The organism is Bacillus sp. C30, assembly GCF_040838255.1.
GTDB lineage: Bacteria > Bacillota > Bacilli > Bacillales > Bacillaceae_G > Bacillus_A > Bacillus_A mycoides.
Window position 1 is genome coordinate 1 of sequence record NZ_JBFPJH010000017.1, and the last position, 13,188, is coordinate 13,188.

11 protein-coding genes are annotated in these 13,188 nt (G+C 38.6%); 1 reads left to right on the forward strand and 10 read right to left on the reverse strand.

The genetic code is table 11. The features are described from left to right. Positions 1 to 956: tyrosine-type recombinase/integrase (locus AB3X49_RS03825; RefSeq protein ID WP_367960580.1), on the forward strand; the 956-nt coding region annotated here is incomplete at its 5' end. 54 nt (positions 957 to 1,010) lie between these two features. Here AB3X49_RS03825 and AB3X49_RS03830 read toward each other — a convergent pair. The 10 genes from AB3X49_RS03830 to AB3X49_RS03875 form a co-directional block, all read right to left on the reverse strand. Then, a complete protein-coding gene (locus AB3X49_RS03830) occupies positions 1,011 to 2,030 on the reverse strand; it encodes an amidohydrolase/deacetylase family metallohydrolase (RefSeq protein WP_367960582.1) in 1,020 nt (339 codons plus the stop codon). Between the two features lie 276 nt (positions 2,031 to 2,306). Continuing rightward, on the reverse strand, positions 2,307 to 3,167 hold the full coding sequence (locus tag AB3X49_RS03835; protein WP_367960584.1) for a M15 family metallopeptidase: 861 nt from the start codon (positions 3,165 to 3,167) through the stop codon (positions 2,307 to 2,309). A gap of 82 nt (positions 3,168 to 3,249) precedes the next feature. Next, the gene (locus AB3X49_RS03840) at positions 3,250 to 4,356 is read right to left on the reverse strand and encodes a HAMP domain-containing sensor histidine kinase (protein WP_002164874.1); all 1,107 of its coding nucleotides are present in this window, start codon (positions 4,354 to 4,356) and stop codon (positions 3,250 to 3,252) included. Continuing rightward, positions 4,349 to 5,047, reverse strand: a complete 699-nt coding sequence (locus AB3X49_RS03845) for a response regulator transcription factor (protein WP_002015820.1) — start codon at positions 5,045 to 5,047, stop codon at positions 4,349 to 4,351. The genes AB3X49_RS03840 and AB3X49_RS03845 overlap by 8 nt, the downstream gene beginning before the upstream one ends. Before the next feature lie 246 nt (positions 5,048 to 5,293). Continuing rightward, positions 5,294 to 6,400, reverse strand: coding sequence for an o-succinylbenzoate synthase (menC, locus tag AB3X49_RS03850; protein ID WP_367960586.1), 1,107 nt, complete (start codon positions 6,398 to 6,400; stop codon positions 5,294 to 5,296). Then, positions 6,401 to 7,846 (reverse strand): o-succinylbenzoate--CoA ligase, encoded by a 1,446-nt coding sequence (locus AB3X49_RS03855; protein ID WP_367960588.1) that lies wholly within the window; start codon positions 7,844 to 7,846, stop codon positions 6,401 to 6,403. Between the two features lie 492 nt (positions 7,847 to 8,338). Then, the gene (gene menB / locus AB3X49_RS03860; RefSeq protein WP_367960590.1) at positions 8,339 to 9,157 is read right to left on the reverse strand and encodes a 1,4-dihydroxy-2-naphthoyl-CoA synthase; all 819 of its coding nucleotides are present in this window, start codon (positions 9,155 to 9,157) and stop codon (positions 8,339 to 8,341) included. A gap of 68 nt (positions 9,158 to 9,225) precedes the next feature. Further along, positions 9,226 to 10,038 (reverse strand): 2-succinyl-6-hydroxy-2,4-cyclohexadiene-1-carboxylate synthase, encoded by an 813-nt coding sequence (menH, locus tag AB3X49_RS03865; protein ID WP_367960592.1) that lies wholly within the window; start codon positions 10,036 to 10,038, stop codon positions 9,226 to 9,228. Continuing rightward, on the reverse strand, positions 10,035 to 11,789 hold the full coding sequence (gene menD, locus AB3X49_RS03870) for a 2-succinyl-5-enolpyruvyl-6-hydroxy-3-cyclohexene-1-carboxylic-acid synthase (RefSeq protein ID WP_002164870.1): 1,755 nt from the start codon (positions 11,787 to 11,789) through the stop codon (positions 10,035 to 10,037). The genes menH and menD overlap by 4 nt, the downstream gene beginning before the upstream one ends. Then, positions 11,786 to 13,180 (reverse strand): isochorismate synthase, encoded by a 1,395-nt coding sequence (locus AB3X49_RS03875; protein WP_002034516.1) that lies wholly within the window; start codon positions 13,178 to 13,180, stop codon positions 11,786 to 11,788. Before AB3X49_RS03875 ends, menD begins: the two co-directional genes overlap by 4 nt. Positions 13,181 to 13,188: the final 8 nt, after the last annotated feature.

Sequence of the window (13,188 nt, forward strand, 5' to 3'; positions counted from 1 at the left end):
AAAAGGAAGCACGTGAAGCCGAGGCTAAAATGTTAGTTGAAACAGAAACTAACTCCAGTTTAACTTTTGCTCAAGTTGCGGATAGTTATTTTGATTGGTATTGCCAGAGGAGGAAGCAGTCTTCTATAAGCGTAATTAAGAATATTATCTATAATCATTTACTTGACGAATTTGGTGGAATGAAAATAGACCACATTACTGCTAAACACGTTATGGATTATCAAAATAAAATTATCCATAAATATGCAGCAGATTATTTAAAAAAAATCCATACCGTACTATCATCAATATTTAATTTCGCAATAAAATTTCACGGTTCAACGATTAATCCAGCCAAAATAGCTGGAAACTTTGAAAAGGAAGCGAATAAACGCATGAACTTTTGGGAATTTGAAGAATTTAAACAATTCCTCCGAAGCGTAAATGATCCTCTATACAAAGCTTTCTTTTCAGTATTGTATTATAGTGGGGCACGAAAGGGCGAATTATTAGCTTTAACTTGGTCAGATATCAATTTCAAAGAACAAACCATTGATATCAATAAAACAAGCTATAATAGACAAATTACAAAACCTAAAACTAAAGCATCTAACAGAATCATAATGTTACCTACACATATCATTGGTTTATTAAAGGACTTACATAACCACACTTCTAATAAAGTGCCTCTAAAAGATGATTATGTTGTATTTGGAGAATTTTATGCTAGCATTGCCATTGCTACACTCCATGTAAAATATGATGCATATGTTGCTGCTTCTGGTGTCAAAAGAATTCTACTTCATGAATTCAGACATTCTCATGCATCTTATTTAATAAACAAAGGCGTAAGCCCCCTTATGGTAGCCCAACGTCTAGGTCATTCAGATGTCGCAACGACCTTGAATACTTATAGCCACCTATACCCATCTAAACAAGCAGAAGTGGTTGCATTTATGGAGAATGACTTGTTATAATTGTTACTAAAATGTGACCATGGTTGCATAAAGATGCTATTTAACAACCTTTGCTCAGACTAACGTAATCGGTTCATCTTTCACCGTAAACAAAGTTAAGTTTGCAATATCGCCTTCTTGAATACGACCAAGCTCTGGTTTCTTAAGCCACTCTGCTGCATTTTTCGTCACCGCATCAATTACTTCTTCTAGCGGATAACCTAAGTAAAGGAATTTCGAAAGAACGTGAGCCATACTATACACTGGACCGTGTATACGATTCTTCCGGTAAATATCTGTACTAATCGTATTAAAAGCAATATCGTAACGCTTCGCCGCCTCTGCTACTTTAAAAGAAAAACTAGCATTACCGTGACCAACATCTAAATGAACACCGCGTTTCACTGCATCTAACAACACAGATATCGGTTTTCCTTCTTCATCAAATAAATTATTTTCTTTCCCGTTTAAGTAATGTGTAATGACATCATCTTTTTCTAAAAGAGGTACAACTTCCTCTATACGCGGAGGAGCTGAACCGATATGTACCATAATCGGTAATGATGTTTCACGGGATAAAGAACGCGCTACGTGCAGCGGTTCAATTCCGCTATCACAAACGACACTTTTACTCATTCTCGCTTTTAATCCAACGATTACATCTTTATACTTTTCTACTGCATCTATTACTTTCTCTTTATCTATCCATTCCATATTGGATAATTCATCAATTCGTTTCAAACCGATGCGAGAAATATTTAAAAAGGCAAATAAATTCGTTTTTGCCTGTTCTCTACTTTGTACTAAATCTGCGATACGATCAGCTCCGCAGCTTCCCGCATCAACAATTGTCGTTACCCCTTGCTTAACGCCAATTTCATCTACCTCATCGCCATACGGATCAAACTCTGGAAAAGCATGAACGTGCAAATCAATCCATCCACTCGATACGTAAGTACCTGAGTAATCAAGAACCTTTCCACCCTCGCCAGCACCAGCTTTCGTCACCTGTGCGATTTTATTATTTTCAATTACAATGTCAATCTCTTCCCCGTTCACACGTTTCACATTACGTAGCACGAATCGTTCTGTCATTGTATTTCCACCCTTTTCTATAAGAAGCCACAAGAATACGCTTACATTAAAGTTTCATTTTATATCTCTTTCACATATTTAGAGTATCATGAAAAAAAAGAAAAGTAAATATAACGTTATAATGTTTAATGGTAAATAAAAAAACAATCCACAAAATGTTGATAGTACAGGAAATTATATCAATGATTCGACAAGGAATATCGATTTACCGACAAAAAACGGCAATCTATTTCTTATATGCCAAAAGACTGACCCAAAACGGACCAGCCTTTTTCTCTATTCTTGAACCGTCACAATAACCCCGTCCATATTGTTCCCCGAAATTTCATACTGCTTATTCACCGGAACATTCACGTTCATACGATCTGAAACTTTATAATAAGAAACCGTATATTTCTTACCTTCAACCTCCGTTGAAACTTCTTTTTCCTCTTTTAAGAAGTCCAAATATTCCTCTAACGTAATCTTCTTTTTTTGCATAATTGCGCTATGTGGTAAGCCGACATAACGTATGTGCCACGGCTCATATTGAATGCCCGTAATATCACTTTTATTTTTCGGATAACGTAAAACAAATCCGTGCTTCCATACGTTCTCTTCAATCCATTTTCCTTCAGGAGCTTTCTCCATTTTCTTTTGAGTAGACCCAACGTCGAGTGATAACCCTAAATTATGTTCACTATATCCTGCTGGAAGTGCATAATCAGATCCCATTTCTTTATATAATTTACTTTGTTCTTGAAAATCTCGGTAACCGCTACTCATTAAGAAATGCTGTACTCCATCTTTCCCAGCTGCATCGACAACGTTCAAAAACTTTTTTACAACACCCTTTGATAAGCGAAGATTTCTATCAAATATTACATAGCCTCTTACTAATTCACTATTGTGATTTACATTTACAATATCGGACCTAACACTATCTTTTTTAACCGGATAATCTTTATTAACTAATAATAGATCACCTTTATAAATTTGTTCCTCTGTAACCTCTATCTTTTCAGTGTTCGCGGCTTTTACTTTGTAATCTTTTTCTGCAATTTTAACATCGATCTCCTTTTGAAATACTGGTGATATATAAAAGCCTACACATGCTGTACATACTATAAAAAGAGAAATAAATACCCACTTTTTCATTTCTAGTTCCTCCTTAACGTAACTTACGTATAGAATAGAAAAAACTATTAAAATAAAAAGTGGGGTAAAGTTTAAATTTTTATTAAATTGCTTTGCTCTCTTCTTTTGGTAATCTCACTTCAAATATCGTTCTAATTACGTTACTTTCAGCAGAGATTGTCCCATCATGCTGTTCGATAATATTTTTTGCGATAAATAGCCCAAGGCCTGTTCCGCCCTGTTGCTCTGACCTCGCCTTATCACCTGTATAAAACATATCAAATAAATATGGTAAATCTTCTTCTGGAATGCTATCGCCGTAATTAATAATTTGTACAACTACCTCTTCATGATCAATATATCCGTTCACATCAACAAACTTTCCATCGTATCCATAGCGAATCGCATTCGTTAAAAGATTTTCAAATACTCGAGCTAACAATTTCCCGTCACCGTTAATAGGTAAATGCGAATCCATATTCAATCTCGCTTCTAAACCTTTTTTTTCTAATAACGGATATAATTCTTCATCTAACTGTATAAGTAATTCACTTATATCAATTGGTCTTTTTTCAATTTGCAACATGCCATAATTCATTCTCGTTATTTCAAATAATTCATCAATTAAGATTTCAAGCCTTTCGGATTTCGTAAAAGCAATTGTGGAAAAATGTTTAATTTGTTCCTTCGTCAAATTCTCATCTTTAAGAATTAAATCTAAATACCCTAAAACAGATGTTAGCGGCGTTCTTAAATCATGAGCTAAGTTGACAATGAGCTGATCTTTACTACTTTCCGCAAAGTCTCCTCGTTCAACCGCTTCTTTTAATTTTTCACTCGCTACATTAATTTCGCGTGCGATATATCCAAACTCATCATTTGATGAAACACGAACTTGATTTGAAAAATCTCCGTTCGCAAGATGATGAATCCCGTTCGAAATCTCATCAAAATATTTTAAATACGGTCTAGTAAGGAAGAAGAAAAACATAATGGACAGAGGAATAAATACAATTAAAAAGAAATTAATGTCCCCAATTTGTCTTACCATTGAACGAAATTGGGCTAAAGGATCCTCATAACGAACTGCTAATTTATAATAGAGACGTAGCCCCTCATAAATTAAATACGTTACGCCACCAGCTAATATCATACTTAACGCAAATAGCATAATCATCTTCGAGCGAAAGCTTCTCATCGTTTTAGCCATTGAAAGTATAACCTACCCCCCACACTGTTTTTATTAACTTATCCTTTCTTTTATCTTCCCCAAGCTTTTTTCGCAAAGTACGGATATGTACCATAACTGTATTTCCACTTTCGTAATACCCTTCAGCCCATACTTGCTGAAAAATATTTTCCACACTGTACACTTTCTTCGGATGACTTGCTAATACATATAAAATATCAAATTCTTTTGGTGTTAATTCAATTGGCTCTCCGTACACATTTACTGTTCTTCGCTCAGGATCAATAGCGACTCCGCCTATTTCTAAAGCAGATTTATTCTCCGCTACTTTCGGCTGATTTAACGTAAGAAATCTACGCAGTTGTGCATTTACACGTGCAACTAATTCAATCGGTGTAAAAGGTTTCGTCATATAATCATCTGCGCCTAATACAAGACCTGTCACTTTATCAAAATCAGATGTTTTCGCACTTAAGAAAATGATTGGCATGTGGTGCTTGCCGCGAATCTGCCTCGTCACTTCATATCCATCCATTTTCGGCATCATAATATCTAAAACCACTAAGTCAATTGGCTGCGTTTGAATAATATGCATGGCTTCTTCTCCATCAGCTGCTTTAACGACGTGGTAACCCTCTTTTTCTAAATGTATCTCAATTAAATCAGCAATTTCCGCTTCATCATCAGCTATTAAAATTGAAATGCGCTTCATTTTAGTCCCCCTACTTTATTCTGTTTTCATACGCTCGATTTTAAACTAGTCTATCCAATTTGTACAATAAGAAAAGGCTACTCATAAGAGTAACCTTGATAAATGAAATTATATCGGCAATTTTCAAAATATATCAACTGTAATTTAAATTATATCAGCGATTTTTTAAATATATCGACTTACCGACAATTAACGACAAAATCATCCCGCTATTTGCAGGTAGTCAGTACTAATAAAAGCTCCCATTCATCGCTCAAAAATAATCCGCTGCTTTGTTATTTCTTCCAACCTGCCTCGATCTACTTCATACTCACGTTCAATACTTTGCGGTACCCTTACTTTTCCGCCTTCAAGCATCACTTCCGGTGAAATGATATCCCTCTCCCAATGTCTACTAGAAGCAGATATATCTCCAGGAATCGTAAAGTTTGGCAATGAAGCGAGTGCAACATTTTGAGCTCGTGAAATCCCCATTTCTACCATGCCACCGCACCAAACTGGTATGTTATGCTCCATACAATAATTATGGATTTGAACGGACTCTGTTAATCCGCCCACTCGCCCTGGTTTAATATTAACGACGCGGCAACTGCCAAGTGTAATCGCAACACGTGCGTCTTCTAAACTATGGATGCTTTCATCTAAACAAATCGGTGTTTCAATTTTTTTTTGCAACTGTGCATGATCCAGAAAATCGTAATCCGCTAACGGTTGTTCAATCATCATAAGTTGGAATTCATCTAGTCGTTTCAACTTCTCCGTATCCGCTAATGTATAAGCTGAATTTGCATCAGCCATTAACGGGATGTTCGGAAACTCTTTGCGAATTTCTTTCAGTAATTCGTAATCATGTTCTGGCTTTATTTTCACTTTAAAGCGCTCGTATCCTTCTTCCGCGTACTTCTCGATTTGTTTTAACATAATGGGAATTGTATTGATCCCAATCACAACGCCGACTTCAATTTCAGACCTATTTCCGCCAAGCAATATCGCTAACGACTGCTTTTGACGCTTCGCATATAAATCCCAAACAGCACCTTCAATTCCGGCCTTTGCCATTCGGTTTCTCTTTATATGTTTGAACAAAGACGGTACTTCATTCGGATGAGAGATTTCAGCTTTCAATAAATCTAGTAATAAAAAATCCTGAAGTACATGCAGCGCTGTCTTCACCGTTTCTTCCGTATACCACGGTTCAGAAAATGCAACGACTTCACCAAAACCAATGTATCCATCTGTATCTTCTAATTCAATGACGATACTTTCACGCTTTTCATAAGTCCCGTAACTTGCCGCAAACGGGATAATGAGCGGCATTTCCGTTATATAAAGTGTCGCTTTTTTTATTTCCACCTACATCTCCTCCACTAATTGTCTTAACTCTCGTCTTAACAATTTCTTCGAAGCATTTCGTGGTAATTCCTCTAAGAAATATGCTTTCTTCGGCACTTTATATTTCGCTAATTTCTCTTCGCAAAAACGAAGAATTTCTTCTTCTGTTACGTCTCCACTTTTTACAACAAAAGCAGCTGGTACTTGTCCCCAACTTTCGTCAGCCATACCGATAACACCCGCTTCTGCTACCGCCGGATGAGAGAGCAATACTTCTTCAATTTGAGCTGGATATATATTTTCTCCGCCAGAAATAATTAAATCACTGCGGCGATCTAATACGTATAAAAATCCTTCTTCATCTAAATAACCGAGGTCACCAGTATGAAGCCATCCATTTCTGATAGCCTCATGCGTCGCATCTTCACGGTTAAAGTAGCCACCTGTTACGTTCGGTCCTTTTACTACAATTTCTCCTTCAGCACGGGGCGGCACAACTACGCCGTCTTTTTCAATACGAAGCTGACACTGAAATAGTGGTTTTCCGGCTGATCCTACTTTCGTTAACATGTAATCTGCTGTTAACGTACAAATTTGCGATGATGTTTCTGTCATACCGTACGTTTGATACACAGGAATTCCTTTTTCCACACATGTTTCTAATAACGGCTTCGGTGCTGGTCCTCCCCCAAGTAACATGCATCGTAAAGAAGATGGATATGTACCTTCGCCAAGTCGTTCTAATAAATCTGTTAGCATTTTAGAAACGACAGAAATAATCGTAACGCCTCTCGTTTGAAGTGCTTTATGAATAAAATTAGCATCATATTTTGGAACGAGTAAAATGCGCATACCGTACATAATATTTTTCATTAAAAGAGATAACCCACCAACGTGGAACATTGGCATACAAGCTAACCAACAATCATCATCACGAAGCCCTAAATTAAGCGAAGAACCGACTGCACTTGCCCAGTGGTTACCGTACGTTAAAACAACGCCTTTCGGTTTCCCTGTCGTCCCTGACGTATAAATAATTGTCATCGCTTCTTCTAAAGAGAATTCTTCTTGTATAAATGCTTCCGCCTTCGGTCCTTGCATCACTTCAGCAAATGAACATACTGGAACATTTTCCGTCTCAAACTCTTGATCCGTCACTAAACAAACAACTTCCGCATCATCCATTTGCCAAAGTAGCTCTTCTCTTGAAAGACGCGTATTTAAAAGCACAGCTACTGCACCTATGTAAGATAGGGCGTGAATAACTGTAATCATCTCCATACCATTTTTCATCAGAACAGCCACCTTTTGCGCCCGCTTCACTCCTACATGTGAAAGGTGTTCACAAACAGATACTACTTTTTCATGCAGCTGCACGAAAGTAACCTTCTCCTCTTCAATTTCAATTGCAGTGCGATCAGGTGTTAAAAATGCACGTTGCATTAACCAATTCGGCATCGTCTCCATCACTCATTCTCCTTTCATGAAAGAAAGAGACCTGATATGACATCAAGTCTCTTAGTTGTTTTGTTTCCGGTGTGATCTTTTGGGAGCGTCTCACATTGTGTGCGAGCCGCTTCCGCTTTTGATCTCATCCAGCTGCGCCTCCTAGCCCCTTCCGTCTAAGAACCTTCCGCACGAGAAAGTAAAAAACACTTTCTGTGCGAAAGAACCTTAGCCTACGGGGCTAAACAGTCGGCTCCGCTTTTAAAACATCCAGCTACAGCGGCTAGAACAGTCGGTCGTTTCACGCCTTCCTACGAGGCAAAAAGCGCCTCTACGTCAGGAGTTCCAACGCCCTCTTGTTCTAAGCGAGCCGCTTCCGCTTTTGGTTTCATCCAGCTACAGCGGCTAGAATGTTCGGTGGCTTCACTTCTTCCTACGAGGCAAAAAGCGCCTCTTTGTCAGAAGCTCCATCCCCCTCACATTCTAAGCGAGCCGCTTCCGCTTTTGGTTTGATCACGGGAAACGAGGGAATTGACCGAAGTCCGGAGTGCGTTTTTCTTTGAACGCGTCGCGGCCTTCTTTTGCTTCGTCAGTTGTGTAGTACAATAACGTTGCGTCTCCAGCTAGTTGTTGAATACCAGCTAAACCGTCTGTGTCTGCGTTGAATGCAGCTTTTAGGAAACGAAGTGCCATTGGGCTGTTTGCTAAAATTTCTTGTGACCATTGTACTGTTTCTGCTTCAAGTTCTTCTAATGGTACTACTGTGTTTACTAAGCCCATATCAAGTGCTTCTTGTGCACTATATTGACGGCATAGGTACCAAATTTCACGAGCTTTCTTATGGCCTACCATACGAGCTAAATAACCAGCTCCGTATCCACCGTCAAAGCTTCCTACTTTAGGACCTGTTTGTCCGAATACAGCGTTGTCTGCAGCGATTGTTAAGTCACATACGATATGAAGTACGTGTCCACCACCGATTGCATAACCTGCTACCATTGCGATAACTGGTTTAGGGATTGCGCGAATTAGACGTTGTAAGTCTAATACGTTTAAACGTGGGATTTGGTCGTCACCTACATAGCCACCATGACCGCGAACTTTTTGGTCGCCGCCAGAACAGAATGCACGTCCACCTTCACCTGTTAAAATGATAACGCCAACATTTGCATCATCACGAGCGTGTGCAAAAGCATCGATTAACTCCATTACCGTTTTAGGACGGAATGCATTATGTACTTCAGGGCGGTTAATCGAAATCTTTGCGATGCCATTGTATGTTGAATAAATAATATCTTCGTAATTGCCTTCTTTTACCCATTCAATAGTCATTACTATTACCTCCTTTTATATTTCTGATCTCCGCTATAAGTGCAACTTCCTTCTTGCTGAAAAAAGTATCACTGCATAGTTTTTAGAAATCCCTTTACTATTGTATCAAACTTTTCCGGTTGTTCCACATGAATTGCATGGCCAGCCCCATCAATTTTGACAAATTTCGCATGAGGGATGCATTTTTCGATGTTTTTTAATAGGCGAAAGAACTTTTCATCGCTTTCTCCATTCAGTAAAAGGACAGGCATTTTTAGGTTTTGCAATTCGTTCCACCATGAAGGTTGAGCCCCTGTTCCCATGCCGCGAAGACTATTTGCAAGTCCTTTTGGATTATTAGCAAGTCGTTCTTTTCGCACCGCTTCTTTTACGTTTTGCACTAAACGTTTTTGCGTTTCAAATAGCGGAATATTTTCCCACATCGATACAAAACTTCGGATGCCTTCTTGCTCAATTTTATCGGCAAGTCGTTCATCTTTTTCCTTGCGTTCTTTTCGCTCCTTTGCACTCTCAAGTCCAGCTGTACAGTTTTCTAAAAGAAGCGAACGCACATATTCTGGATATAAGCATGCCATCGTAATCGCAAGTCTACCACCCATTGAATAGCCAAGTATGTGCGCATTTTCAATATGAAGATAATCCAGTAGTTCTTTCATCTGCAGTGCCACATTTTGAATATCATAATGCGTCACATCTTCAGGACTTTCCGTTTTCCCGTGTCCAACAATGTCTACTAGAATGACTTGAAACTGCTCGCTCCAAGAAGGAATAAAGGAACCCCACGTTTCCATGCTTCCCGTAAAACCATGAAGAAGTAGAAGTGGTTCCCCGCTTCCGGCTACTTCATATTCATACGATACACCTTGCAATGTTACTTTCATTTTGATTCACCTTGCAAAGATGTAGTAATAACGTCCATTGTTTTTGCCCATAGTTCACGATGTAATTTCAAGTTTTCTTCGCGATTCGTACAAATTTCCACAACGTGTAATCCATTCGTTTTCGTTCCAGTTTGTACTTCTTCTCGGAAGTTTTCCCAACCATTTACACGGCTAAATGAACCACCATACATTTTGACAACATGTTCATAATCAAGCCCAATTGGTGTTCCAAATAATGATTCGAAATGTTCCTTTTTCTCGTATTGTGGTAAGAATGAGAAAATACCTCCACCATCATTATTTACAACAACAATCGTTATATTTAACTCATGTAGTTTCGCGGCTAATAGTCCGTTTAAATCGTGATAAAATGATAAATCACCGATTACTAATACGAGCGGATCACAAATAATACTCGCTCCTAAAGCTGTTGAAATGATTCCATCAATACCATTTACACCGCGGTTCGCCATTACTTGAATGTTTTTATCCGATGTGAAGAAAAATGAATCGGTATCGCGAATTGGCATACTATTACTCGCAAATAACGTTGCCCCTTCTGGTAATACACTTACAATATCCGTAATTACTTTTCCTTCAAATGCCGTTTCATATGTTTCCATCTCACGAAGTGTTTCTCTCGTTTTCTCGTTTATATGTTTCCACATTCCGAACCAATCATTCTTTTTCATAACTGGCATTTTCTCTAGTAATGCTCTGCAAAATTCACTGTCACTAGCTTGTACAACTTCTGTCGCAACTAGAGCTGGATCTCTCCATTGTCCAGATTCATCGACAACGATATGAACAGCTTTCGTTTGTTTTTTGATGAACTGCGTTAATGCTTTAGAGACAGGCATTCCTCCGAAACGAATTAAAACATTCGGCTTCCACGTTTCTTTTAACAATTCATTTCGTAAAAATGTATCGTAACAATCTATAACCATCGTTTTATCATGATTACCACTACGGAGGTTAGAAAGTGGATCTGCTAAAATTGGATACCCTGTTTTCTCAGCTACTTTCATAACAACTTCTGTTATTTCTGGATGACTGCCGTCTCCACAAATAATAAGCCCCTTTTCCATATGTGAAAGGCGCCCTACAAGAGAATCTACATATTCACTCGGCATCGTCACGTTCCCTTGCTGAACTACTCCTGTATATTCACCACGCCCTTTATCCCATAAACTTTCTAATGAGAAATCCGGTATAAGCGGCTCGCGAACTGGAAAATTAAGATGAACAGGTCCTTGCGGCGCTAGAAGTGCGCTTGCTATCGTACGCTGCGTTGTCATTCGAGCGTAATGATACATTGCTTCACTCGCTTCAGGAAGTGCCATCTCTGTAAATTGCTTCACAAAAGTACCGTATAAATTAAATTGATTCATCGCCTGTGGTGCACCCACATCTCTTAATTCATGCGGCCTATCCGCTGTTAATACGATAAGCGGCACTCGTGAATGAAACGCTTCACATACAGCTGGATAATAGTTCGCTGCTGCCGTCCCTGACGTACATAATAGCGCAACAGGACGTTTTTTTGCTTTCGCAATACCGAGCGCAAAAAATCCTGCTGATCTTTCGTCTACATGTAAATATGTTTTCATTCCTTCATGTTGTTCCATTAGTAAGGCAATCGGCGTTGACCGTGAGCCAGGACTAATGACAACATCACATACATTTAGACGCGTCAGTTCGTCCACGAACGCGCCTAAATAATATGATAATGCTTCTATATGATTGTTCATTTCATTAATTCCTCCAAAGCACCAAGCATCGGTCTAAACTTCAAACTTGTTTCTTCATATTCAAGCTGCGCTACTGAATCAATTACGATACCACAGCCGGCAAACAAGGATGCCTTCTCGCCATTTAATAATCCGCAGCGAAGTGCAACCGCAAATTCACCATTTCCTTCATCATCTATAAAGCCAATTGGTGCACCATATAATCCTCTATCTAAAAGCTCTACATCACGGATTAATTTCAACGCCTCATGACGAGGTGTACCACCAAGAGCTGGTGTTGGATGTAATTCTTCTACCATCGTTAAAAGACTTGCATCACCTTTTGCTTCTACTGGCGTATATAAATGGATTAAATTTTTCGTCGTTAATAAGCCTGGGCTCTCCGGAATATTAACAGATTCGCAATGCTCACTTAGCACACCTCGAATCATGTTAACTACATAACCGTGTTCAGCCAAATTCTTTTCATCATGAAGAAGCGTCTCACCATTTTGTTTACTTTCTTCTATAGAATTGCCATGACCAATTGAACCAGCAAGGCACATCGATGTGAACTTCTCGCCTTCTTTTCGAATCAATCGCTCAGGTGTCGCCCCTAAGAAGCATGCTCCTTTATAATCAAAAGAAAATACGTAACAATCCGGTTGCCCAATGCGAAGCGCTTCTAAAACAAGAACGGAATCAATATGCTGATCCATCGTTAATTTTAGCTCCCTTGCTAATACAACCTTCTGCACGTTCCCTTGCTTCATTTCATCTTGCACTTTTCCAATCGCGTTCATCCAGCCAATCGGATCAACTTCTACTTTAGAAGTAACTGTTAATTTTGATCCTACTAGTGCACATTTACTCTCTTGTAAAATTCTCTCTTCTACAGAAATAATTTCGTTATAAAGAGTTTCTGCACAATCTTCAGCTGAAACGAACTGATTAATCGTTAACCACGCCTTTTCATTTTTTACAGTTAATAAAAATGCTGGTAGTGAAAATGTGGTATCATCAAATTCTTTCCAAAGATTCGTTTTTTCTTTTTCTTGGTCAAATGAAAATCCACCAAATAAAAGAGGACCTGTTCCAAATTCGTATCCTTCTCTTTGTACGAATGCTTTCTCTTTTACTTTATCCCACTCGTCACGAGCAGTTTGAAAGCGTTTGTGAGAAGAATTTGCTATAGTGAAAACAGAGCCAATTCCAGCAAATATTACATGCTGAGCTGGGTCTGCAAAATAACATCTATTTTCGAATGCGATCCTTTTTCCTGCTGCATAAAACAGAAGTGGATCCACCCAATCTATTTGTTTTACAAAACTAACTAATGTTTTTTCATCAGTCGTACGCTTAATAGCTGTAACAAGAACTTCTTGTAAGCCTTTTCGTTTCGTTTGAATCACAATTGTCT

What these genes read in the sequence shown, in the direction of transcription:
- AB3X49_RS03830 (WP_367960582.1), bottom strand. Translation starts at nt 2,030, where the DNA reads ATGACAGAACGATTCGTGCTACGTAATGTGAAACGTGTGAACGGGGAA.
- menB (WP_367960590.1), bottom strand. Translation starts at nt 9,157, where the DNA reads ATGACTATTGAATGGGTAAAAGAAGGCAATTACGAAGATATTATTTAT.
- AB3X49_RS03855 (WP_367960588.1), bottom strand. Translation starts at nt 7,846, where the DNA reads ATGGAGACGATGCCGAATTGGTTAATGCAACGTGCATTTTTAACACCT.
- AB3X49_RS03840 (WP_002164874.1), bottom strand. Translation starts at nt 4,356, where the DNA reads ATGGCTAAAACGATGAGAAGCTTTCGCTCGAAGATGATTATGCTATTT.
- menD (WP_002164870.1), bottom strand. Translation starts at nt 11,789, where the DNA reads ATGAACAATCATATAGAAGCATTATCATATTATTTAGGCGCGTTCGTG.
- AB3X49_RS03835 (WP_367960584.1), bottom strand. Translation starts at nt 3,167, where the DNA reads ATGAAAAAGTGGGTATTTATTTCTCTTTTTATAGTATGTACAGCATGT.
- menH (WP_367960592.1), bottom strand. Translation starts at nt 10,038, where the DNA reads ATGAAAGTAACATTGCAAGGTGTATCGTATGAATATGAAGTAGCCGGA.
- AB3X49_RS03845 (WP_002015820.1), bottom strand. Translation starts at nt 5,047, where the DNA reads ATGAAGCGCATTTCAATTTTAATAGCTGATGATGAAGCGGAAATTGCT.